Below are 25,174 nucleotides of genomic sequence, written 5' to 3' on the forward strand. Positions count from 1 at the left end.
AAAGAAATTAGATTATTTCGAACATTTTGCCAGGTAGGGAGTGTACGTAGCCTTTGAGTTCCATTTGAAAGAGGAGGTTAGAGAGCTGGTACACGGGTATTTGGCAGGCAAGCGATAGGCTGTCTAAAGTCATCTTGCCGCCTTTCTTCAGTTGCTCTATTACCGGCTCTTCCTCGGGGGTGTAGGTAGGGAATAGTTCCTGCTGTACTTCCTTTGGTGGGGTGTTGTGCCAGCCCAAAGTATCGATGAGGTCTTGCGCTGATAGCAGTATGTTGGCTTTGCCGCTGCGTATCAGTTCGTTGCAACCTATACTATAGGGGTCGGTAACCCTACCAGGGACGGCGAAGACCTCGCGCCCGTAAGAGGAAGCTATATCGGTAGTGACTAAGCTGCCGCCTTTCTTTCCCGACTCAATCACTATAGTAGCCTGCGAGAGCCCTGCAATGATGCGGTTGCGGCTTAGAAAGTTCTTGCGGTCGAAAGCACTCAAATAGCCAAAGTCAGTGATGAAGCCACCGTTTTCGGTCATTGCCTCAGCGTACTTGCTGTGGGCAGGCGGATAGATGAAATTAAGTCCGTGAGCTAAACAAGCTACCGTTTGCAGGTGGTGCTTTATAGCTGCCTTATGTGCCGTGATGTCGATACCATAAGCAAAGCCACTGACCACTACCACTCCTAAGGGAGCTAACTCTTCGATGAGCTTTTCGCAGAAAGCATTGCCATAAGGGGTGCTATTGCGAGTGCCTACGATACTGATGATGCGTTTGTTAGACAGCTGTATGTTTCCTTTTTGATAAAAGAAAATAGGGCTGTCGGGGCATTGCTTCAATAGAGTAGGGTACTGCGGGTCGGTATAGGCAATCACCTGTATGTGATGCTGCTCGGCAAAGGAGAGTTCAGCCTCAGCTTCGTGCAGATAAGTGGCACTATGCAGGAGGTTATCAGCTATCTTAGAGCCTATACCGATGAGTTTTTCGAGTTTTTCTCTGCTTTGAGCAAAGATGCGTTGAGCACTGCCGAAGTGTGTGAGTAGCTTTCGGGCAGTGATGTCGCCTACTAAAGGGATTTTCTTCAGCGCAATAAGATAGAGCAAATCGTCGTTCATAATGCAGTTTCAAAAAATGGTAATGCGATGCAAAAATACGAAAATAATTAGAAAATTAGCAAATTAGCAGATTAGCCTATTAGGAAATTAGCCAATGAGATGTTACAAATATAACATTTGTTTATTCCTTTGATACAATTGGGGTTATGGTTTTTGTTTCTTTGAAAAAAGGTACTATTTTTGCCCCTGTTTTTTGAAATTACTAAACATTTTATCATAATGACAGCAAATAAAAAATCGTTATTGCAAACCCTACGAACTTTTTCGCCTAACTTCTGGGTGGCGAGTTTCCTACAGCTGATGGAGCGTTGGGGCTTTTATGGTATTTTTACCCTTTTGCCTTTGTATTTGGTAGCTTCGACTGACGAAGGAGGTCTTGGACTTTCGCACTCTGAAAAAGGAAGTATCATAGGCAACGTGACGGCTATACAATACTTTCTGCCGCTGGTATTTGGGGTGATTGCTGACCGTATAGGCTATAAACTTTCACTGACTATCTCGTGTCTTATTATGGCAGTGGGTTACTACCTTATGGGGGAGGTTAATACCTACTGGTCGATGTATATGGTTTTCCTTTTTGCCGCTATAGGAGGGGGCTTTTTTAAACCCGTTATCAACGGAACTGTAGCTCGGAATACAGATGATACTACCAGCACCTTGGGCTTTGGTATCTTCTATATGATGGTGAATATAGGAGGCTTTATAGGTCCGGCTATGTCGTCATCATTACGCACTATGTTAGGCTGGCGCATTATCTTTGTGCAGGCAGCCGTGGTGATGCTTATCAACCTATTGGTGGTGCTGTTCTTCTACAAAGAGCCCAAAATGGCACAACGCGATAGCAAGCCTCTTCTGACCGAAATAAAAGAATCGGTATTGCACATTATAGAAGCATTGCGCGATAGCCGCTTGACTATATTGCTTATACTAATGGTCGGCTTCTGGACGATGTTTAATCAGCTATTCTACACCTTGCCTAACTTTATACAAGATTGGGTGGACTCTTCGGCTATGAGTCAGTGGATAAATCAGCACTTGCCATTTTTGGGCACTATGCTGACTGAAAACGGACAGGTAAAAGCTGAGTGGTTCGTGAATATCGACTCGCTGATGATTATCTTCTTTCAGGTAGTGGTGTCTTACTTCGTGACTAAGATGACACACGTGAGCGCTATGATACGCGGTACTATTATCGGTACTATAGGGGTTACGCTTACCTTTATGTTTAACAATGTGTGGTTTACTATTATCGGTACGATGATTTTCTCAGTAGGTGAGATGGCTGCAAGCCCTACGCTTTCGGCTTTTATCGCACAGATTACTCCTAAAGGGAAAGAAGCCCTTTACCAAGGTACTTATTTCCTTCCGGTAGCTATGGGTAACTATCTTGCAGGGCTTATTTCTGGTGACTTATATGAAAAATGGTCGGATAAATACGCTTTCCTACAAGCAGAAATGGCTAATAGACAAATAGCAATGCCTGAGGGGTTGACCAGAAATGAATATTTTGCGCTTGCAGAACAAAAATTAGGGCTTTCGCAGTCGCAAATTACTGAAATGCTATGGCAAACCTATACCCCAGAGAAGATGTGGTACCTTATTTTCGGTATCGGAGTCTTTGCTGCGGTATCTCTATACTTATACAATAAAATAATGGTTAAGAAATTAGCCAATTAGTAAATTAGTAGCTTATGATATTAGTAATTCTCGATATTCAAGGTAAATTATCGCAGATAGTGCAGCAATCGGAAGAGGTGCTACGCAATAGTCGCATTGCGATTGAAGGCTGCAAAACACTTGATATTCCGCTTATTTGGGTGGAACAAATGCCTGATAAATTAGGGGCTACTCATCCGCAGATAGCTGAGGTACTCGCAGGTGAAACCCCTATTACTAAGTCTTCTTTTTCGGCATATGGCGAAGAAGCTTTCCTTAGTAGATTAGGGCAATATGATAGCAAGCACGTGGTGCTTATCGGTATAGAGACGCATATTTGTATCTACCAAACCGCTATCGACCTATTGGCGGCAGGCTATAAAGTGACTGTTATCGCTGATGCGGTATCCTCTCGTACAGAGAGCAATAAGCAAATAGGCCTTGGTATGCTACGCGATGCTGGCGCACAACTGCTCAGCACTGAAGCGTTGCTCTTCTCGGTATTGCGTACTGCTGCTCACCCTAAATTTAAAGAAATAGCCAAATTGGTGAAGTAGGCGATTTGCCGATTTGTCGATTTGACAATTAGCCGATTAGTAAATGATATATTTTTCATTTGCTAATCGGCTAATTTTTTTATTGATAAAATTGGTTAGTTTACTAATTGTAGAGAGTCTTTGGTCATTAGGTAAAGACCGTCTTCTTTGAGACGATAGGTAGCTCTGTTGTAAGGACTATCGTAGCTTTTGGCATTCTTTATATACTTGCCTACAGGTAAATACAGCTGGTAGTTTACGGTCTGACCACGATAGGTGTTGCCCTTAATAATTTCGTAATAGTCGGGTATGGTGATGTGGTTGTCTTTAATCTCTAAGGGGATACGGATATTCTTAGCGTTTTGGGCGGCTTGACTACCTGTTCTGCCCCTAGCGTTTTGTCGGCACAGCAAGTAAGGTTCGCTTTCGTTAGTGGGCAAAATATTGCGTAGGAAGCACTCGTGTTGCACTAACAGGGTGTCGGCATCGACTGCTAGGTCGAAACTACTGCCGTACTTACTTTTGATGCTGATGTGTAGCGTGTCGGAAGTAGTAGGAACACTTATTTTGCGCTCGAAATTGTTCTCCATAAAAAACTCTTTAACTGTACTGCCTACACTGATGTTTAAGCCTATAAGTGCTGCGATGAAGGCTATAAAAGTGAGGATAGCCCATACACGCGTGCCTCGAAAACGCTTGTAGCTGAGTCTGACTACCACGAGGATAAACAATGAAAGCGGTACTAATAGCAGCAAGAACACGCTGCTATAGAGCGCAAAACGCTCGATAGGGCTACTTATCATAAAAGGTAGGTAATCGTTGAGGAGCAAGAGCGAGAGCCCGCTGGCAGAGGTAAGCCCAAATATGCCCATAATTACTGCTATAAGGGTAAAAAGAAAAGGCAGGGCTAATATAACAAGGATAACGGTAAGCAGTAGCGAACCGCGTTTTGGGTTGCTGTTAGGTACAGCCGAAGTCGATGCTGCGGTAGGGTTGCTGTTGGGTTCGGCTGAAGGTGCTACCGTTTCAGGCTTGAGTAGGAGCGTTAACACTAAGTAAGCTGCTATGAGAGCAATACTTATCCCTACATAAACAGGGATGCAAACGAGGATAAGCAATAGGTAGATAAGGCGCAACCAAGTACTGCTGACTGAGGTGTATTGGGCAAGTCCGCCGATAACCCCCCATAATATTTTGTCGCTATAACTCTTGTGCCATTCGGTAGAGGTGGTGCTGCTACTCTTGTAGCTGGCAAGCGAATCGAGGGTAACGGCAGCCCCCTGCATCTCTAACTTCTGTGCGGTAGTAAGGGCAGCAGGTACAATTATCCAAAATAAAATATATAAGGCTAGCATAGCCCAACTGATGGAATTGAAAGGGAATAACCACCTGTTGCCAGTCATAGGGGAGAACCACCCCCAGTCGCCAAGCATAAAGAAAATGGTAAAAAGCACTGTAAAAGCGATGCGCAACATAGTAGGACTAATGTTGAAATAATGAGCTAAGCCAGAGAGTACGCCTCCTATTTTGCGGTTGTCGATGTCGCGGTATAGCGGTTTGTTAGTTGAAAAGGCTTTTGCAGTGGCTTCAGGAGCCGCATTAGTAGCCTTGTCGGCTTCTTCGTCTTCTACATATTGTTCGGGTTTTCCGAGTACTTCTATTAGGTATAGCACATCTTGGTGCATAATAACTTCGCGGTTGGCAGTGCGGTCTTTGAGGAGTTCGGCCATACGTTGTTCTACATCAAAGATGATTTCGTCGCGGTCAGAGTTGTGCTGTAAGTGTTGGCGCACCTCAGCGAGGTATTGACTGAGTGCGGTGTAGGCATTTTCTTCGATAAGGAAAGAAAAGCCGCCTAAGCTGATGTTTTTGGTTTTGTCCATAGTTTCTTAAATTATTTTGTCGATCATAGTTTGTAATTCGCGCCAAGCTTTTAGAGTTTCGCTTAAGAAAAGTTTGCCGCTGTCGGTTAGTACGTAGTATTTTCGGGGCGGCCCTGCAGAGGATTCTTTCCACTGGTAATCGAGCAATCCGCTGTTTTTCAGTCGGGTTAGCAGCGGGTAGAGGGTGCCTTCGACAACAATCATATCGGCGTTTTTCATCGTTTCGATAAGGTCGGAAACGTAGGCTTCTTTGCTTTTATCAATGACGGAAAGAATACACATTTCTAAGATGCCTTTTCGCATTTGGGTCTTAATCTTTTCGGTGTTGATTTCTTCCATAGTAAAAGTGATTAATAAATTCGGTGCAAATATAGGTAAAAAATAGTATTATGCAATACATAGTACTGTTAAAATTTTAGTTCTATGTAAAGGATATTTTGTAAGTGTTTGATAATTAGCGGAGTAGAGAGATGAAAAATTTAAAATAAAATACAGATGTTACGCCCTAAAATATGAGGAAGAGCGAAAGATGACCGAAGGATGACCGAAGGATGGGCGAAGGAAAGTCGGCGAGCTGGCGCAGCCGAGTATGTGACGAAGGATGGGCGGAACCTACTCGATAATTAGCAAATTTGTTAATTAACTAATTATTTAGTACCTTTGCGTCTTAAAAAATAATGAAATTTATGGAACAAACATTAGCAGCGGGGCACCCTGTGCATACCTATATGCTTGAGGCTGAGCTTATTTACAGCCTGATGGACGAACTACTTAGCATCGACCCTCATACCGATTATCAGAAATTCTACAACGTGTTTAACCACTTGAGTACCGTAGAAAAACACTTTGCTCGCAAAGAAAATCAGCTTTTTCCTTTCTTGGAAATGCGCGGGTGGACAAACCCCTCGCAAAATATGTGGTCTTTTCACGATACGATACGCGATATCTTCCGATTAGTGCGTAAAAACTTGGAAGATAAAGATTTAGACGCCGCCCAAACTAATGTGCGCTATATAGAAGATAACCTCGGCAGATTGCTGAATGTGGAGGCGAACATTCTCTTCCCTAACGCACTGAACCTGCTGACCGAAGAGGATTGGATAAAGATGCGCGAGGGCGAAGAGGAAATCGGCTGGATGCTGAAAGAAACTCCTGCTCCTTATCCTAACAAAGAACAAGAGGGCGAGGCACCTGCCTACGTACACCCCTCGATGGATACTACTCGCCGTACCGATGTTACTTTTGACGAGAATGCGGCTCACTATGACGAGGGCTATATGACCGTAGAGCAGGTGAACCTATTGCTAAAAACACTGCCTATCGATATTACTTTTGTAGATGAGCACGACCGAGTGATTTTCTACAATCGCGGTGAGGAACGGGTATTCCCTCGCAGTGCGGGTATCATAGGCAGAGAGGTGAAATTCTGTCACCCGCCCAAGAGCGTGGGTACGGTGCTTAAGATAGTAGAAAACTTCCGTGCAGGCACCCAGAATGAAGCAAATTTCTGGTTTAACTACCGCGGTAGGCTGATATACGTTCGTTATTTTGCGGTACGCGATAAGGATAAGAACTACAAGGGGGTGATAGAGATGTCGCAGGATATTACGGACATCAAGACAATAGAGGGAGAAAGAAGACTATTAGAATGGGATAAGTAATGAAAGATTTATTTGGTCAGGCGATATTAGATTATCAGCAAGGGGCGTATACCGAAGATATTAAAACAGAGACAACGCTTTCGGAAGAAGATGTGTTGCCGCTGCCGTATCTTTTTAGGTCGTTTGCAGAGATGCCCCCGCTTGAACAACAGGCACTACAATTGGCATGCGGTAGGGTATTGGAGGTAGGTTGCGGTGCGGGTTCGCACGGGCTCTATCTACAAAACGAGCGCGGATTGGAAGTGTGTAGTATAGACCTATCGGCTAAGGCTATAGAGGCTTGTAGATTGCGGGGCTTGCGCAATGCCCAAGTGCAGAATGTGCTTGACCTGAAAGGACAGTACGACACTATACTGCTGCTGATGAACGGAGCGGGTATGTGCGGTAGGCTGAAGAAAATGGGCGCTTTTTACGCTCACCTAAAAACGCTCTTAGCCCCTAATGGGCAGATACTTACTGATTCGTCGGACATTATTTATATGTTTGACCAAAACCCAGATGGGAGCTATGATGTGCCCCTTTTGTTTGACTATTACGGCGAAGTGGATTACGTAGTGAAATACAAAGGAGAGCAAGAACCTCCGTTTGAGTGGCTATACGTAGATTATAACACGCTGCAAAATGTGGCGCACGCTGTGGGGCTGCAATGTGAGTTGGTAGCGGAAGGGGAGCATTTTGACTATTTGGCGAAATTGACTAATTAGCAAATTAGTAGATTAGCAGATTTGCGAATTTGGCATAGGATTTGTATTTTTGCCGCCTGAAATAAGAAACACTTTTAATTAAACAGTGATGAACAAGAAATCATTTTTATTGGTTGCCTTAGCAACCTCATTATTGGTAAGCTGTGGTTCTACTAAAGGGCTTGAGAAAGCACCTACCACTTTTACCCCTGTCGATACTAAATATACTGATGACCAGCTGAAAGGCTGGCCTCACCAAGGATTTAAGGCAGGATACCCAGGTATAAACCTTGACGAAGCTTATGCTTTGCTAAAAGGGCTTAAACCTACCCAAGTGACTGTTGGGATTGTAGATTCGGGTGTTGATATCAATCACGAAGATTTGAAAGATATCATTTGGACTAACACCAAGGAAATACCTAACAACGGTATAGATGACGACAAAAACGGTTATGTAGATGACGTGCACGGGTGGAACTTTTTGGGTAATATATCGCAAGCTAATACTGAAATGACCCGTATATACCGCAGTAAAGATACTAAAAACCCTGAGTATGCCGCTGCTAAAAAAGCCTATGAAAAGGAGATGATAGAGGCTAAAAAAATGAAAAATGCCTATGAACAGCTTATGGAAATGGTGGAAATAGCTGACGAACCTATCAGAAAAATAGTAGGTAAAGAGGTATATAGCTTAGAGGATATTGAAAAAGCTACTGAAGGCAAGACTTACGATGACCGCACTACCCAAATAATAGCCTTTATGAAGGATATTTTAAAAGGCGGTATTACTTCAGAAGAGCTTAAGAAAGAACTACCTGAAGCATTAGAACATTTTGACACTCAGCTAAAATATCATCTTAACGAGAGTTTTGACCCTAGAAAGGAAATACTTAAAGATGATGAGAACGATTTTAGTACTAAATATTACGGTAATAACAACGTAATAGGTCCTAATGTGAAAGATGCGCTACACGGTACCCACGTAGCGGGTATAGTGGCTGCTGTACGCAACAATGGTATAGGTATGGACGGGGTAGCTAATAGCGTGCTTATTATGCCTGTACGCGCAGTACCTGAAGGCGATGAGTACGACAAAGATATCGCTCTTGCTATACGCTATGCGGTAGATAATGGTGCTAAAGTAATTAACACTAGCTTTGGTAAAGCTTTTTCGCCTCACAAAGAATGGGTGTATGACGCTATAAAATACGCGGCTTCTAAAGATGTGCTTATAGTAAATGCTGCTGGTAATGATTCGCAAGATATTGACGTGAAAGATACTTATCCTAATGACGAAGTGAACAAGAAAGAGTTTGCTAACAACTTCTTAACGGTAGGGGCTCTTAACTACGAGTACAACAAGGATTTGGTAGCGTCATTCTCTAACTACGGCAAACGCAATGTAGACGTATTTGCACCAGGGGTGAAGATTTATTCGACTGTACCTGAAAGCAAGTATGAGTTTTTGCAAGGTACCTCAATGGCATCGCCAGAGGTAGCAGGAGTAGCAGCTTTGTTGCGTTCGTACTTCCCTACACTTACCGCTGCACAAGTGAAGAAAATATTGATGCAATCAGGTGTGAAAGTAGATATGAACGTATGGGTAGGTGAGGAAAACGAGAAAGGCAAACGCAAAGAGATGAAATTCTCGAACCTATCGACTACAGGTACTATTGTAAACGCTAAGAATGCGGTGATTCTTGCAGCTAAAGCAGCGAAGGTTAAATTAGCCAATTAGTAGATTTGGCGATTAGTAGAATAATATAAAACCGAACGAGGAGACTTGTTCGGTTTTTTTTTATTAACATCCCCCCTTCACATACTCCGCTGCGCCAGCTCGCGGACTTCCTTCAAAAGGGGAAAAGTGTAATAAAACTTTTGCTTATTACAAATTAATTTTGTATTTTTGGAGCCAAAAAAAGAACTCTTATGGCTAAATACGAATTACCTTATTTTGGAAAGATTACCCTTTCAGAAGATGATGATTACCACGAAATAGAAGATGTGGTTATCAATGATTGTCAGGTGTCAATTAATATTGATTGTATGGGGGAAACCCCTACTAAGGCTGAAGTTGCTGATATTCAAAAGGTATTAGCTTCCTTGCCTGAAATAGATAAGCAAGTGCATAAAACTATTGTAGAAGAATATCATTCGAATACTTCTTCTCACGTGAAAGATTATGTTGATTTAGTAGAGGATATAGTAGAAGAACAAGGAGAAGCATTACTTTCTTTGATTAAACTTACCAATGTATGTATATTGACAGATGCTACAGTTTTTGCTGTTTTAGATTATACAATAGGAGAAGATCTTACAGATGAAATACTTGCAGTAGGACTAGATAGAGAGGGAAAAATTACTAGTTTTTCAATTGAATCATAGTCCCCGTAATGATATTAAAAAAAGTCCGAAAAGCAATTTAAAGCTTTTGTAAATTGCGAATATGAGTTATATCTTCTAAGATATTGAATAGAAAGATAAAACCGAATGAGGAGACTTGTTCGGTTTTTTTGTTTTTCAAGTAAGTTATTTTGTATAATTCAAAATAATATTATACTTTTGTGCGCTGAAAACTTAAGTGTAATTTTTATGAAAAGATTTATTTTACCTGTTATGGTATTATATGCTGCGATTAGTTTGGCACAGAATGAGTATCCTACTTTGGAAAAGGATACTATATCACTCGATGAAATAGTGATTACGGCTAACCGCATCAAAGAAAAGAAAACAGATGCAGTGGCTAATGTAACTGTTATCGACAAGAAAAAACTACAGCAGTTTATCAAAATAGCTCCTGATATGTCGCACCTGATAGGGATGGTAGAGCCTGCTATGTCGCTTTCGAGTAATACGACTAATAACCGCTATCAGAACCTACGTGGTCGGGCATTGCTTGTGCTTATTGATGGGATACCTCAGTCTACCCCACTGCGTGCTACTGACCGCGATATTCGTTCGATAGACCCTGCAGCCGTAGAACGTATTGAGATAATAAAAGGTGCTACTTCTATCTATGGCAATGGTGCTATAGGAGGTATAATGAATATTGTAACTAAAAAAACGCCTGAAAATACTACTTTTGGCGGACAAACTTCAGTAGGAGCTTCAGCAAGAGATTCTTTTAAAGAAAATAGAGGATTTGGTTATCGCTTCAATCAGCAGTTTTATGGCAATTACAAAGGATTTTCGTACTTAGTAGACGGCGCACTAAACCAAACAGGGTCGGCTATTGATGGTACAGGTGAATATATTTCGCCTCGCTATGGTTTAGGAGATGTGCGTACTTATAACGGACTGCTAAAACTTGGTTATCAGTTTGATAAAGACAATAAAGTAGAAGCGATGTATAACTTCTATCAGAGTTTGCAACATACCCCTTTGGTAGCTTCAGGAGGTAAATATTTACAACGCCCACGTATAGGGGTGTATGGGGCCAAAGACCCAGCGGCAGAAGATGAGGGAATGCGTTACAACCACAATGCTTATGTGAAATTCAACTCTAACAATATTTTCAAACACACTGATTTAGAGCTGAGCGCTTTTACCCAACACCAATATACTGTTTTTGATTTTCGCAAGCACAACCCTAGTGCGCCTGCACGTTGGGAAGAAACTAGCGGGCAAGCAACTGTAAAAGGGGCGAAATACGGTATTCGCACTCAGCTGATTTCTAAGGTTCTTTTTAGTAATGATATTTTTACCCAATTACTCTACGGAGCCGATATGCTAATTGATAAAACGAGTCAGCCGCTAGTAGATGGGCGTTATTGGTTGCCAGAGCTTACCTCGTATAACTCAGCTCCTTTCTTGCAAACCAAAACTACTTTTTATCGTTATTACGTGCTTAAAGCAGGGTTACGCTATGATTATATAGATGTATCAGTACCTAACTACGAGGTGCTTAGAGGGCGTAGAACAGACCCTCGTGTATATGTAAAAGGGGGTGATCTTACTTATAACAACCTTTCGCCTAACATAGGGCTTGCTTATAATCAGTACAAGTATTTTCAACCATTTATTTCTTACTCGCAAGGGTTTTCTATTTTTGATTTAGGTCGCACACTGCGTGCAGCCAAAGCTAATGTACTGTCTAAAATCAATACTGAGCCTGTTAAAACAGATAATTATGAAGTAGGAGCTTATGCAGAGCTGACTAAATACGTACACCTAAGTGGGTCTTATTTTTATACTTACTCGAAGCTCGGTAGTGACCTGAAAGAGGAAGGAGGTTTTTGGGTAGTAGATAGGAGTCCGCAAAAAGTATATGGTTTTGAAGTAAATGCAGATATTTACCCCACAAAGTGGCTTACTCTTGGAGGAAGTTTTATTTCTTTTGAAGGGAAGAAAAAAACTACTGAAGACGGAGATTGGGACGGCTATATGAGCGGTATCTCTATTCCTGCCCCTAAAGCAAGTGCTTATGTGCGAGTAACCCCTACAGAGAGCAGTTACCTGCAAGTGAATTACCTACATACGGGCAATAGAGACCGTTTTGCCCCTAATAATAGGGGAGTATATACAGAAGGAGAAGGTATTGTTTTTCCTATAGATTTATTCTCGCTTAGTGCAGGTTATACTTTTAATAAGCACTTTTCTTTAGGCTTAGGAGTTGAAAACCTTGCTGATAAAGTGTATTACACCCCTGCTTCGATGTTAGTAGCACGCGACGCTGAATATGCAAGAGGAAATGGTAGGTACTTTAATCTGAATCTTACCTATCGCTATTAAAAAAAAGTCCGAAAAGCAATTTAAAACTTTTCGGACTTTTTTCTTATTAACCCTTTTTAAAAATCATTATTTGCCAGCAGCGTATAGAGCTGCTACTTTTTCCCAGTTGATAACGTTGAAAAACGCTTCGATATAGTCAGGACGGCGGTTTTGATAGTGTAGGTAATAGGCGTGTTCCCATACGTCTAAGCCTAATATTGGCTGTCCGCTGCAGCCTGTACCAGGCATTAGAGGGTTGTCTTGATTAGGAGTAGAGCATACCTCTACTTTTCCGCCTTTGTGCACGCATAGCCAAGCCCAGCCAGAACCGAAACGAGTAGCAGCAGCCTTGCTGAAAGCCTCTTTGAAGCCTTCGAAACTACCAAAAGCCTCGTCGATAGCCTTAGCTAACTCGCCAGTAGGTTTGCCACCGCCATTAGGACTCATTACTTCCCAGAAAAGGTTGTGGTTGTAGAATCCGCCAGCGTTGTTGCGTAGGGCTGCGTTATTCATATCAAGGTTTTGTAGTATTTCTTCGATAGATTTTCCTTCAACCCCAGCAGGCGCAAGGGCTGCGTTGAGGTTAGTAGTGTAAGCGTTATGGTGCTTAGTATGGTGTATTTCCATAGTACGAGCATCGATATAAGGCTCAAGCGCCTCATAAGCATACGGTAATTTAGGTAATGTGAATGCCATAGTTTTATTAGATTTTATTTTAATATGGTGCAAAGATACTCCATATCTTCTTATGTAGTAGCATTTTATCATTGTTTTTATCTATAAAAGAATAATTATCACTTATGAATGCTTGCAACTAAGAAAATATTTTTTACTTTTGCCGAGAAAACCAAACATTCATTTTTATGAAAAAATACGTATTGACACTCTTATGTCCGTTATGGCTTGTCGCTCAAACTCAGAAACCAGTGGCAACGCCAGAGAAACCCAATGTAATTATAGTTATCGCTGATGATTTGGGCTATGGCGACCTGAGTTGCTATGGTGAGAAGACCATTCATACCCCTGCGGTAGATGCGCTCGCTAAGCAAGGGTTACGCTTTACGAATGCTCATACCACAGCGGCTACTTGTACGCCCTCGCGCTATTCGTTGCTGACAGGGCTTTATAACTGGCGACGCAACGATACGGGTATAGCTGATGGCGATGCTGCTATGGTGATACGCCCTGAGCAGACTACTATAGCTGACCTTTTTAAAACAGCGGGCTACACCACAGGGGCTATCGGCAAATGGCACTTAGGTTTAGGTGCTGAAAAAGGAGGGCAAGACTGGAATGGTTTTATCAGCCCAGGGGCATCGGATATAGGTTTTGACTACTCTTACCTAATGGCGGCTACGGCTGACCGCGTGCCTTGTGTGTGGATAGAAAATCAGCGGGTAGCGAATTACGACCCTTCAGCACCCATAAGCGTGAGCTATCGCGCACCTTTTGAGGGACAACCTACAGGAAAGAACAACCCTGAACTACTCACTAAACTGAAACCTTCGCCCAATCACGGACACAATCAGGCTATTGTAAATGGTATTTCGCGCATAGGCTATATGAAAGGAGGCGGTAAAGCCCTCTGGACTGATGAGTTTATAGCCGATACTATCGTAGCTAAAACAGTGCAATACATAAACAAACACAAGAACGAGCCTTTCTTTTTGTACGTAGGTACTAACGATGTGCACGTGCCGCGCTACCCTAATCGGCGTTTTGCTGGCAAAAGTGGTATGGGCTATAGAGGTGATGTGATTTTGCAATTCGATTGGACAATAGGCGAGATAGTGAAAGCCCTTAAAGATAATAAGATTTTTGACAATACGCTCCTTATCGTTTGCAGCGATAATGGCCCAGTGATAGATGACGGCTATCAAGACCAAGCAGAAGCGCTTTTGGGCAAGCATCGCCCTTGGGGAAAGTTTCACAATCACGGGGGTAAGTACAGCAATTACGAAGCGGGTACGCGTGTGCCTTTTATCGTTAGTTATCCTAAAAAAGTGAAGCGTGGGGTTAGCGATGCGGCATTCTCGCAAATAGACCTCTTTGCTTCGTTGGCCGCTTTTATAGGCAAGCCTGTGCCGGCAGGAGCCGCGACGGACAGTGCTAACTACCTCAATGCCTTATTAGGTAAAGACAAGAAAGGTCGCCCTTACATAATAGCTTCCGGAGGCTCTCTTTCTATCACCGTAGCGCGTTGGAAATACGTAGCGCCTAATAACTACAATGCTTATCAACCACTGACCCGCACTGATTTGGGCAACTACCCCGAAGAGCGTCTGTACGACCTACAAGAAGACCCTATGGAGCTTGCCAATGTGGCTAAAGACTACCCAGATGTAGTAGCAACCCTTAAAACCTTGCTAGACAAAGAGAAAAACAAATAATATCAACCTTATATGAAAAGAATTATTACCGCACTTGCGCTGCTGCTTGCTGTTCCGCTAATGGCACAGACCAAGCACCCTAACGTGATATTTGTGCTTGCTGATGATTTGGGTTATGGAGACATAGAGCCATATGGGCAACAGATTATTAAAACCCCTCATCTTAGTCAACTGGCTAATGAGGGAATGAAGTTTACTCAGTTTTACACCGGTACGGCTGTGTGTGCCCCTTCGCGCGCTTCGTTTATGACGGGGCAAACAACCGGTGAAACCCACATCAGAGGTAACAGAGAGGTAAGAGAGCCTATAGATGGACAAGCACCTATCTTGGCTGGTGCGCCCTCTGTTGCTCAACTTTTTAAACAAGCGGGTTATCGCACGGGTTGTTTTGGTAAGTGGGGCTTAGGTACGCCCGACTCTGAAGGCAATCCGCTAAAGCAAGGATTTGATACTTTCTTTGGCTACAATTCGCAGTTCCGCGCTCATCGCCGTTATCCTGCTTATCTGTGGCACGACAACGAGAAGGTGATGATACCCGAAAATGGCAATTACGAGCGCCAAGAGGTTTATGCTGAAGACCTTATACAACAGCATATACTGCAATACATAGGCGCCCAAACTACTGATACTCCTTTCTTTATGTGGCTGACCTACACGCTGCCGCACGCTGAGCTGGTAGTGCCTAATGATAGTATTTATCAGCAATACCAACACCTGCCTAAACGCCCATACAAAGGACACGACTACAGCGGTATAACAGACAAGCCTTTTGGTTGGGCAGGCTATATGTCGCAACCCGATACCTATGGTACTTATGCGGCAATGGTAAGCCGTTTGGATTGGTATGTAGGGCAAATACGCAAAACGTTAAAAGCTAAAGGATTGGAAGACGATACTATTATCATCTTTGCCAGCGATAATGGGGCGCATCGCGAAGGAGGTGCTGACCCTAAGTTCTTTAACTCATCGGCAGGCTTGCGCGGCATTAAGCGCGACCTATACGAGGGTGGTATTCGCACTCCGTATATAGTGTATTGGAAAGGCAAGGTGAAAGCCGGTAGCGTGTCTGACCACGTAGGGGCTTTTTGGGATATGATGCCTACCTTTGCTGAAATTACAGGGCAAAAACTCGCTGCTACCCCTCACCAAGTGTCATTTTTGCCTACGCTTTTGGGTAAAAAGCAGAAAGCCCATAAATATCTTTATTGGGAGTTTCACGAAGAGGGCGGTAAGCAAGCGGTGCGCTATAAGCACTGGAAGGGTGTGCGCCTAAATGTGAATAAAGATAAGGAAGCACCTATTGAGCTATACGACCTGCGCACTGACCCTGCTGAGCAGCACAACCTTGCAGAGCAATACCCTAAGGTAGTGAAGAAGATGAAGAAAATAATGAGTGAGGCGCATACTCGCTCTGATCTTTTCCCTTTTCAGTGGGAGAGAAAATAATGTATTTTTTAGTAATTAACAATTAAATAATATGAAAAAAGTAATCCTCTTAATTGCCCTATTGTGGGGCGGTGCGCTGTGCGCTCAGAATCCTTTTGAAAAGGAAATTTTGCAATCGAAGTACGCTATTGACTCGATAGTGATGAGTGAAAGAGCTCTCTTTAGAACTAAGAGCAATGTAATAGACAGTCTGCTCAAAGAGAAGAAGATAGACAGAGTGACCCATAGCAAGCTCTACGGTGAGCTCTCTGCCACTCGTGATAGGAATATCAAGCTTAAAACTTATGCTGAAGGGCAACGTTTAGCCGAGCTTATCCGTCAGAAAGCCCCAACTATCAATATTGATAGCATTGCGGCTATCCCTACGGATACTTTTGCCACTAAACACCTCTCTCAAGAGATGCTACAGAAGATGAGTACCCTTGATACGATAGCTAATAAGCCTAAAACGGAGAAAGCCTCTGAAGATGATAAAGACAGTGCTAAAATTAATGTTTATGGCGCTATGGGCTTTTATATTCCTTCGGATAACAAACCCTATTCTTTTTTAGGCTCGCGTACGATAGAGTTCGGTATCTATAACACAATGTACTTGCAAAAAAATAATGAACACCTACGGCTACGCTTTGGGCTTTCGTGGGTGCACCATAAGTTGCGAATGAAAGATAATCAGTACTACGTGCTTAATGAGGGGAAGCCTACCCTTACGCCTTTCCCCAGTGAGACCTCGAAGCTGTTGTTGCGCACTCAATACCTTATGTTGCCGTTAGACCTATACTGGGATAGCGAACCTAAGACTGCTAATAAGAAAGGGTTTCATTTCTCGAAAGAGCGATTTTTTAGAGGTAGTATAGGGCTATACGCAGGTTACTTGCTTGATAGCAATCAGAAAATGCTGTATAAAGCTAATGATATTCGCTATCGCAGCGTAATGCGCACCGACCTGAATATCAACCCTTGGATTTATGGTCTTTCAGCTTCTGTAGGTTATAATAAAATCTACTCGTTTTACTTCCGCTACCAGCTTTCGCCTCTCTTTAAAAGCGGAAATGACGGCGCTTTCACTGTAGGAATTCAAATATTAAAATAGTCGTTAGTGTTTAGTCGTTAGTCGTTAGAAAGTGACTGACTAAACACTAACAATTAATGGCTAATAGCTAGAGACTAACGACTAACGACTAATTACTAGGGACTAACGACTAATTACTAACGACTAGCGACTAACAACTAATAACAAAATGAAACATATATTTTTAATTTTCTTTATAACTGTTGTGCTGCCGATAGGGGCGCAGCAGCGTGTGGTATCGGAGCATCACACTCCTATAGAATATGTCAATATCGGGGTTGTAGGTACTAACAAAGGCATTATTAGCGATGAAAACGGTAACTTCTCTTTAGATAAGCTACACGCTGCCCCTACTGATAGCATCTACTTTTCGCATATCAGCTACAAACACAAGGTGGTAGCCTATAAGGATATCAAGCAGCAAGTAGTGCTGAAAGAAGCCAACATACAGCTACCTACTACTACCCTAAAGGTTAAAAAACCGCGTATTCGCAACATAAAAGACAAAGGTACGTCGATGCCTATAGACCTTTATGGCGGTATGAATACCTACTTCTCGCCTTATGGCAGTAAAGGACTTAATAGCGAGTTAGGCGATTTTATCACCCTAAAGAAAGACGCCCAGCTGACCGAGTTTAACCTTGAAGTGAGTGAATCGTCTTTCTACTTAGTAACGGTGCGGGTAGTGGTCTATCAGTATAAAAAAGAAAAAGACAAACACATTTTCACCCCTTTGCTCGAAAAACCTATTTATATAGAAATATATCCTTCGGAAAAGAAACAGACCTTTACTGAAAAGCTATCGGTATTTGCCCCCAAAGGCGATATATGGGTAGGTTATCAGTTTGTAGAAGTACGCGGCAAAGACGATGCCCGTATCTACTTTAATGCTACTACCGACAAGTGCTACATACGCTTTGCTGATAATCAAGTCAGAGAAGTCAATCTCGGTGCAGGTATGCCTTTTACCGTTAAAGGTTATGACTACGAAGTGATTAGCAAATGAGTCGATTAGCCAATTAGTAAATTAGCAAATGACTCATTTGCTAATTTTTTTTGCCTTAATTACAACCTTTTTATTTTTTCTTCGTTTATAAGAGTGAATTAGCAAATCAATTTATGCATCTTCTAATACAAAAAGCAAAACAACAAGATCGCTTGGCACAGAAGCAGTTGTACGACCAGTACGCTGCTTCGCTGCTCAGCGTATGCAGACTGTATATCAGCGATGCCCATTTTGCTGAAGATGTGTTGCTAAGAGCTTTTTTTAAGATACTCACCCATATTGATAGCTATCAAGAGCAAGAGCATTTTTACGCTTGGATGCGCCGCATCACTGTAAATGAGTGTATTGACTTTTTGCGCAGCAAAACCCAAAAAGTAGCCCTTGCCGATTGGAACGACACCTATGACAGTATAGACGACACCGATTTAGACTCGTACGCTTTTGAAGAAAGCCAAATACAACAATTTATAGACCAGTTGCCTGCCGCTAGTAGAGCTGTTTTTAACCTTTACGTGTTTGAAGACTACTCGCATAAGCAAATAGCCGCTGAATTAGGGATCAGTGAAGGTACTTCAAAATCGCAATTGGCTTATGCTAAGAAAAGACTAAAACAAATGGTAAATGAATAATAAAAAAATAGAGATTATGTGGAAAAATAAAATAAAAAACCTGTTTCAAACCCGCGAAATTCCGCCTGAGCGCGACCTTTGGGCTGCCTTAGAGGCGCAATTAGACCAAAGAGAGGCAAAAGCGGTTCGTCCTAAGGCTTATTTTCGCATTTGGCATTATGCTGTAGCTGCCAGTGTACTATTGGCTGTAGCTGTAGGAGTGTTTTATGAGCGCATAGGCCTGCCAACGGCTCAAGAAGTCCGTACAACAACTGTAGCCACTGAAGATAAGACGCCCAATGCAACCCTTGATACCACCCCTAATGTAGTAGCACCTGCCCCAGTGGTAGTACCACAACCTACAGCGCCTACAGTAGCCGATAAGGTAGCCAATACTACTATTGCCCCTCAGAAAAAAAGCGACCAAGCGTTAGACGAAGAGGTAGATGCCCTCTTAGCTGATGTTTCTACCGAAGCCCTTTTGGCAGAAGTGATACAACAGCTTGAGAAAGAACAGCTTGCTGCAAAATCTCGTGAAGAGCAACGCGCCTTACAAGGGCTTAAAAGTCTATCGCCCCAAGAGCTCTTACTGATGGCTACTACCGAAGAAATGCTTGATAATTATGTAGATAATAATTATCCCACTGACAAGCTCCTTTCAGAAGCCGAGCGCGACCTGATGAAAGAGAGAGTGCAAAAATTCTTAAACAAAATAGTCGCTCAGTGGAATAACGTTAAATACGCCCTAAAATAAAAAATTCACTTTAAATAAATTGTCAAAACTATGAAACCCTTACAACTCTTATGTATGTTCCTCATTGTAGCTTTTGAGGGCATCACCGCACAAGACCTTAAGGACGAAATCGCCCAAACCAAACGCAGTATCGACTCTATTGTTACTGCTGAAAAAGCCCAGCTAAAAGAGCGTTTGCGCACCATTGAAGAGCAGTTAGACCGCAAAGAGATAACCTTAGCCGAAAGCCGTCAGCTGAAGATGCGTGCCGCACGCGAGAGTGCCAAAACTATTAGCGTAAAAACCCGTGAGCAATCGCACAAGCTATCAGCTTTAGTGCACCAACGCATAGCCGAAAACCGCACCCTAAGCGATACCCTTACCTATAAAGCTGAGGTACAGAAAACAATTGATTCTATCGTGATAGAAACCCGTCCGTCGCGAATTGGAGGTACAGAAATACGCATTGGTAATGACCATATTTGCATCGGTAGGCGTCATTGTAAAGTAGAAGATTATTTAGACCGCGACTACAAACGCACGCAAGGTGGTCTGTACTTTGCCCTTGCCTTTCACAACCTTAATAGTAGCGAGCATTTTAGCAATAATCACTTTAGGCTATGGGGCTCAAAATCAGTAGAGATAGGTTATACTCGCAACACCCGTTTGCTTAAGAACAACAATCTGTTGCACCTTAACTACGGACTGTCGTGGATGATGGACAAACTCAAAATGAAAGAAGATGAGCACTTCGTGAAAAACGGTAATATCACCGAGATAGTGCCTTACCCTAAGGAGACCATCAAATCGAAGTTTAAAACGATGTACCTTATTTTGCCCATCAATCTCGAGTTTGACCTAACAGACTCATTTACCTATAATGATAAGACCTATTATCCTACCCATCAAGCCTTCCGCGTAGGAGTAGGTACTTATGTAGGGGCACTGCTCACCACTAAACAGAAAGTAAAATACACCGAAAACGGCAGTACCCATAAAGATATGAACCGCAAGTACTACAACGTAAACGAATGGACGTATGGCGTATCAGCCCATATAGGTTATGGCAACTTTGCTTTCTACGCCCGCTATAGTCTGGTACCCCTATTCACTAACAACCCTATAAACGAATATCCTTTCTCTGTAGGGATAAGGTTCGGACATTGATACTCTAAATAAAAAAAAGGTGAGAGACGAATTTTATATTTCGTCTCTCGCTTTTTTATAGGGAGAAACGTTACTATATCTTAGTATAAACGACCGCTAATTTTAAAAAAATAAAAAATATTCTTTATCGTTTGTTAATTATTAATTATTTTGTACCTTTGTCGCAAAATTACAACAATTATTATCCTACCACTGAGAAACTAACGTAATAAACGGTAATATAATATGAGCATCACAAAGAAACTAAATCCTGACTATGTATTTGAAACCAGTTGGGAAGTGTGTAATAAAGTGGGGGGCATTCATACAGTCATTGCCACCAAAGCAGCCAGCATTGTAAAGCAATTCAGGAGTAAATATATACTTATAGGTCCTGATATTTGGCAGCATAATGAAAACAAGGAGTTTGTAGAAAATCCTGAACTCTTCAAATCATGGCGTGCTAAAGCCGCTTCTGAAGGCTTGAGAGTACGTGTAGGGAATTGGAAAATAGAAGGGAACCCTATCGTTATACTCGTAGATTTCTCTCACTATGTTAGCAGCAAAAATGATGTGCTGCGTTTTTATTGGGATACCTATCACTTAGATTCTTTCAATAGCCCTTGGGACTATGTAGAGTCGGTGCTTTTCGGTTATGCCGTAGGGAAGGTAATTGAGAGCTTTACTAAGTTTAACACCGCTTCGCGCGAAAACGTGATTTGCCATTTCCACGAGTGGATGACAGGTAGCGGTCTGCTATATATAGAAGACAAAATGCCTAAAATAGGGTCGGTATTTACTACCCACGCTACTGTAGTAGGGCGCGCTATTGCTGGCAACGGACTGCCGCTCTACAATACAATGAAGGACTACAATCCTGAAGAAATGGCATACAAATTCGGGGTGCAACACAAACATTTCCTCGAAAAAGAAACCGCCAAAGTAGCTGACTGTTTTACTACCGTTAGTGAAATCACTGCACAAGAAGCGCTACACTTCTTAGCGCGCCAAACCGACATCATCACTCCTAACGGTTTTGAAGATAAGATTATACCTGCTGAAAAAACTTTTGCTAAAAAACGCACTGATGCGAGAAAAACACTGATAAATGTAGCACAAGCACTTACCAATCAGCCTATTAGCGAAGATACTAAAATAGTAGCTATCAGCGGAAGATATGAGTTTCGCAACAAAGGTATCGATGCCTTTATCGATGCACTTGGGGCACTAAACCGAAATGCTAAAAACAAGAAAGAATTAGTAGCTTATATACTAATCCCTACTGCCCACGATGCGCCTAATCAGGGCTTGCTAAACAATCTAAAAAATCCAAAACAATCGGCTGATAATGAGCAGAAACACCTCACCCACATCTTGCCTGATGTGTACCACGATCTAATAATGAAGCGCATTTATGAGCAAGAACTTTTCAACCGCAAAGAAGACAAAGTGAAGGTTATTTTCTGTCCAAGCTATCTGAACGGTAATGACGGAGTGTTTAACCTTAGCTATTACGACCTGCTCATAGGGCTTGACGGCACTGCATTCCCATCGTACTACGAGCCTTGGGGCTATACACCACTTGAAAGTTTAGCGTTTAAAGTGCCTACCATTACCACTACTTTGGCAGGATTTGGCAAGTGGGTGAATGATTTTTACCCTGAAAAACAAAAAGCTATAGAAGTAGTAACGCGCACTGATAGCAACTATGGCGATGTAGTAGCTTCTATAGTGAAAAACTTTGTTACCCTATTAGATAGCAAAGAAGAAGACCTACAAGCCCGCCGCGATACCGCTGCAAAAGTATCGGAGATAGCTTTGTGGAAGAATTTAGTGAAGTATTATATTAAATGTTACGAATTGACCTTGGAACATATAGAAGATAGAGTAGAAAAACTGCCACCTGTAGAAACAGAAGGAGTGGCCTATTTAGAAAAATCAAAAGTAGTAACGCCCCCTAATTGGCGCAGTGTAATTATACACCGTGCTATACCCGAAGCCCTTCAACCATTAGAAGAGTTATCTAAAAACCTATGGTGGTGCTGGAATGATGAGGCTTACGAAGTGTTTAAATACGTAGACAAAGAAAAATGGATAGAGGTACGCAAAAACCCTATTGCACTGTTAGACAGTATCTCGCTAAAACGCTATAAAGAGTTAGAGCAAGACAATGTGTTTATGCGCAATCTATCAAAAGTATATGCTGATTTCCAAGCCTATATGGCTAAAAAAGCTGAAATGATTTCGCCATCAGTTTCTTACTTCAGTATGGAATACGGCTTGCACTCATCGCTTAAAATTTATTCAGGCGGTTTGGGTATTTTGGCTGGTGACTATCTGAAAGAAGCGAGTGATAAGGCTACTAAAATAACAGGGGTGGGACTTTTATACCGCTATGGTTATTTCACCCAAAAACTATCATCAGCAGGTAACCAAGAAGCTGATTATGAGGCACAAGACTTTTCGAAAATACCGGTAACCCCCGTAACTGACGAAACGGGTAAATGGGTAATTGTATCAATAGACCTACCAGGTCGAACCCTTTACGCTCGTGTATGGCGTGTAGATGTAGGGCGCATAGAGCTTTACCTACTTGATACCGACTTCGAAAATAACCGCGAAGACGACCGCTCAATCACTCACCACTTATATGGTGGCGACTGGGAAAACCGCCTGAAACAAGAGATGCTACTCGGTTTAGGAGGTATTAAGATGTTGCGCAAACTCGGTATAGACAGCGATATTTACCACTGCAACGAAGGGCACGCAGCCTTTATAGGTCTTGAGCGACTAAGCGAGTATATTCAGAATGACAATCTTGCTTTCTCAGAAGCGTTAGAGGTAGTACGTGCCTCATCGCTCTTTACCACTCACACCCCAGTGCCTGCAGGTCACGATGCTTTTGAAGAGGGTCTATTGCACGCTTATTTAGCAAAATACGCTGATAAGCTACACGTTAACTGGGAGCAAATTTTAGCACTTGGTAAGATAAGGTTAGAAGATCCATATGAGAAGTTCTCGATGAGTAACTTGGCGGCTAACCTATCGCAAGAGGTGAATGGTGTGAGCTGGCTACACGGCGAGGTGAGCAAGGATATACTTAAAGACCTATGGCCTGGCTATATGCCTGAAGAGCTACACATTAGCTACGTAACCAACGGGGTACACCAACCTACTTGGACGGCAGGGCTGTGGAAAGAAGTAGAAAACGAAGTATTTGGCAAGGACTATAAAACTCACCACTATGACCCTAAAAGCTTTGAAGGTATCTATAAGGTGTCTGACCAACGTGTGTGGGAAATAAAAACAGCTTTGCGTTCAAAACTATTGCGCCGCGTAGAACAAAAATTGCGTTTAGAAAAGAATACACCTTATTTCTCGCCACGCCAATTGGTAGAAATCAAAGAAAACCTACGCGAAGATATTTTAACTATAGGTTTTGCAAGACGTTTTGCTACCTACAAGCGCGCCCACTTGCTCTTTACTAATATAGAGCGTTTAGACCGCATCGTGAACAATCCTGATCGCCCTGTACAGTTTATCTTTGCAGGTAAAGCACACCCTGCCGACAAAGCGGGTCAAGATTTGATAAAGAATATCGTGGAAATCTCTAAGCTACCTCAGTTCTTAGGAAAAATCATCTTCATACCTAACTACGATATGGAGTTGGCACGCCATATGGTACAAGGGGTAGACGTATGGATGAACACCCCTACACGACCTTTAGAAGCCTCTGGAACCAGTGGTGAAAAGGCAGCGATGAACGGTACTATGCACTTCAGCGTGTTAGACGGTTGGTGGGTAGAAGGCTATCGCGAAGATGCCGGCTGGGCACTGCCAATGGAGCGCGCTTACGAAAATCAACAGTATCAAGACGAGATGGATGCTGAGATGATTTATAACATCATCGAAGACGAAATTGCGCCTATATTCTACGATAAGAACAAAGATGGCATATCATCTCGCTGGTGTGCCCTTATCAAGAATACGATAGCCAAAGTAGCGGTAAACTTTACCACTACACGTATGCTTACCGACTATGAAAACCAATATTATTTCCCAATGACTGAGCGCGTTACTAAGCTAAAAGACAATCGTTTCAATCTAGCGATACAGCTTTCTGATTGGAAACGCCGCGTAACTCAAGAATGGGATAATATAAAAGTAGTAGACTTTAAAGTGCCTAACCGCAATGAGCAAATTATCTCGATAGGTAAGACTTATAAAGGAGAAATAACCTTAGACGTTTCAGAACTCGACCCTAAAGATGTAGGGGTAGAGGTAGTAGTAGCAGAGCAGAAAGATGAAAAGATAAAAGTATTATCAACCTCAGAGTTCAATTTGGTGTCTCACGAAGGCAGCAGGGCTACTTATCAGATAGAAGTAGCGTCAGAATACCCAGGAGCATTGCATCTTGCGATACGCATTTTCCCTAAAAATGAGCACTTGCCACATCGTCAAGATTTTGCTTTAGTAAAATGGTTATAACAGTAAATTATTGATTGTTAGTGTTTTATGAGTATTCTTTTCTTGCGGAATGTT

19 protein-coding genes are annotated in these 25,174 nt (G+C 42.3%); 15 read left to right on the forward strand and 4 right to left on the reverse strand.

Annotated elements, in window-relative coordinates; all coding sequences use genetic code 11:
* Window positions 1-7: 7 nt before the first annotated feature.
* Window positions 8-1,105, reverse strand: a complete 1,098-nt coding sequence (gene dprA / locus C8P65_RS01815; RefSeq protein WP_107780792.1) for a DNA-processing protein DprA — start codon at window positions 1,103-1,105, stop codon at window positions 8-10.
* A 219-nt stretch (window positions 1,106-1,324) separates the two neighbouring features.
* Between dprA and C8P65_RS01820 the strand changes: the two genes are divergently transcribed.
* Together C8P65_RS01820 and C8P65_RS01825 are read left to right on the forward strand one after the other, a co-directional pair.
* The gene (locus C8P65_RS01820) at window positions 1,325-2,782 is read left to right on the forward strand and encodes an MFS transporter (RefSeq protein ID WP_107780794.1); all 1,458 of its coding nucleotides are present in this window, start codon (window positions 1,325-1,327) and stop codon (window positions 2,780-2,782) included.
* A gap of 14 nt (window positions 2,783-2,796) precedes the next feature.
* Window positions 2,797-3,318, forward strand: coding sequence for an isochorismatase family protein (locus C8P65_RS01825; RefSeq protein ID WP_107780796.1), 522 nt, complete (start codon window positions 2,797-2,799; stop codon window positions 3,316-3,318).
* A gap of 95 nt (window positions 3,319-3,413) precedes the next feature.
* Here C8P65_RS01825 and C8P65_RS01830 read toward each other — a convergent pair whose 3' ends face one another.
* Together C8P65_RS01830 and C8P65_RS01835 are read right to left on the reverse strand one after the other, a co-directional pair.
* A complete protein-coding gene (locus C8P65_RS01830) occupies window positions 3,414-5,180 on the reverse strand; it encodes a PspC domain-containing protein (RefSeq protein WP_107780797.1) in 1,767 nt (588 codons plus the stop codon).
* A gap of 6 nt (window positions 5,181-5,186) precedes the next feature.
* Complete coding sequence (locus C8P65_RS01835) at window positions 5,187-5,519, reverse strand: PadR family transcriptional regulator (RefSeq protein ID WP_009390543.1); 333 nt, start codon at window positions 5,517-5,519, stop codon at window positions 5,187-5,189.
* Window positions 5,520-5,866: 347 nt separating this feature from the next.
* On the opposite strand from C8P65_RS01835, the gene C8P65_RS01840 reads away from it, so the two are divergent.
* From C8P65_RS01840 to C8P65_RS01860, 5 genes are all read left to right on the forward strand, one after another.
* Entirely contained in the window at window positions 5,867-6,841 is a 975-nt protein-coding gene (locus tag C8P65_RS01840) for a DUF438 domain-containing protein (protein WP_107780799.1), read from the forward strand.
* Entirely contained in the window at window positions 6,841-7,545 is a 705-nt protein-coding gene (locus tag C8P65_RS01845; protein ID WP_107780801.1) for a class I SAM-dependent methyltransferase, read from the forward strand. Before C8P65_RS01840 ends, C8P65_RS01845 begins: the two co-directional genes overlap by 1 nt.
* Window positions 7,546-7,633: 88 nt before the next feature.
* On the forward strand, window positions 7,634-9,262 hold the full coding sequence (locus C8P65_RS01850) for a S8 family peptidase (protein WP_107780803.1): 1,629 nt from the start codon (window positions 7,634-7,636) through the stop codon (window positions 9,260-9,262).
* Between the two features lie 191 nt (window positions 9,263-9,453).
* A complete protein-coding gene (locus C8P65_RS01855; protein WP_107780805.1) occupies window positions 9,454-9,909 on the forward strand; it encodes a DUF2004 domain-containing protein in 456 nt (151 codons plus the stop codon).
* A 207-nt stretch (window positions 9,910-10,116) separates the two neighbouring features.
* Window positions 10,117-12,255 (forward strand): TonB-dependent receptor, encoded by a 2,139-nt coding sequence (locus C8P65_RS01860; RefSeq protein WP_107780807.1) that lies wholly within the window; start codon window positions 10,117-10,119, stop codon window positions 12,253-12,255.
* A gap of 66 nt (window positions 12,256-12,321) precedes the next feature.
* Here C8P65_RS01860 and C8P65_RS01865 read toward each other — a convergent pair whose 3' ends face one another.
* Window positions 12,322-12,930 carry a superoxide dismutase gene (locus C8P65_RS01865; RefSeq protein ID WP_107780809.1) on the reverse strand — a complete coding sequence of 203 codons (609 nt, stop codon included), beginning with the start codon at window positions 12,928-12,930 and terminating at the stop codon, window positions 12,322-12,324.
* A gap of 167 nt (window positions 12,931-13,097) precedes the next feature.
* Between C8P65_RS01865 and C8P65_RS01870 the strand changes: the two genes are divergently transcribed.
* The 8 genes from C8P65_RS01870 (at window position 13,098) to glgP (ending at window position 25,120) form a co-directional block, all read left to right on the forward strand.
* Window positions 13,098-14,624: a sulfatase-like hydrolase/transferase gene (locus tag C8P65_RS01870; protein ID WP_107780811.1), complete on the forward strand. Its 1,527-nt coding sequence runs from the start codon at window positions 13,098-13,100 to the stop codon at window positions 14,622-14,624.
* Window positions 14,625-14,636: 12 nt separating this feature from the next.
* On the forward strand, window positions 14,637-16,070 hold the full coding sequence (locus C8P65_RS01875; RefSeq protein ID WP_107780813.1) for an arylsulfatase: 1,434 nt from the start codon (window positions 14,637-14,639) through the stop codon (window positions 16,068-16,070).
* Window positions 16,071-16,101: 31 nt separating this feature from the next.
* The gene (locus C8P65_RS01880; protein ID WP_107780815.1) at window positions 16,102-17,160 is read left to right on the forward strand and encodes a porin family protein; all 1,059 of its coding nucleotides are present in this window, start codon (window positions 16,102-16,104) and stop codon (window positions 17,158-17,160) included.
* A 148-nt stretch (window positions 17,161-17,308) separates the two neighbouring features.
* On the forward strand, window positions 17,309-18,145 hold the full coding sequence (locus C8P65_RS01885) for a carboxypeptidase-like regulatory domain-containing protein (protein WP_107780817.1): 837 nt from the start codon (window positions 17,309-17,311) through the stop codon (window positions 18,143-18,145).
* A gap of 113 nt (window positions 18,146-18,258) precedes the next feature.
* On the forward strand, window positions 18,259-18,774 hold the full coding sequence (locus tag C8P65_RS01890) for an RNA polymerase sigma factor (RefSeq protein WP_107780819.1): 516 nt from the start codon (window positions 18,259-18,261) through the stop codon (window positions 18,772-18,774).
* Window positions 18,767-19,507: a hypothetical protein gene (locus C8P65_RS01895; protein ID WP_107780821.1), complete on the forward strand. Its 741-nt coding sequence runs from the start codon at window positions 18,767-18,769 to the stop codon at window positions 19,505-19,507. The genes C8P65_RS01890 and C8P65_RS01895 overlap by 8 nt, the downstream gene beginning before the upstream one ends.
* Before the next feature lie 30 nt (window positions 19,508-19,537).
* Window positions 19,538-20,653 carry a hypothetical protein gene (locus tag C8P65_RS01900; protein ID WP_107780823.1) on the forward strand — a complete coding sequence of 372 codons (1,116 nt, stop codon included), beginning with the start codon at window positions 19,538-19,540 and terminating at the stop codon, window positions 20,651-20,653.
* 225 nt (window positions 20,654-20,878) lie between these two features.
* Window positions 20,879-25,120, forward strand: coding sequence for an alpha-glucan family phosphorylase (glgP, locus tag C8P65_RS01905; protein ID WP_107780825.1), 4,242 nt, complete (start codon window positions 20,879-20,881; stop codon window positions 25,118-25,120).
* Window positions 25,121-25,174 lie beyond the last annotated feature (54 nt).

The sequence above is a fragment of the Capnocytophaga leadbetteri genome, from assembly GCF_003054025.1.
Taxonomy (GTDB): Bacteria; Bacteroidota; Bacteroidia; order Flavobacteriales; family Flavobacteriaceae; genus Capnocytophaga; species Capnocytophaga leadbetteri.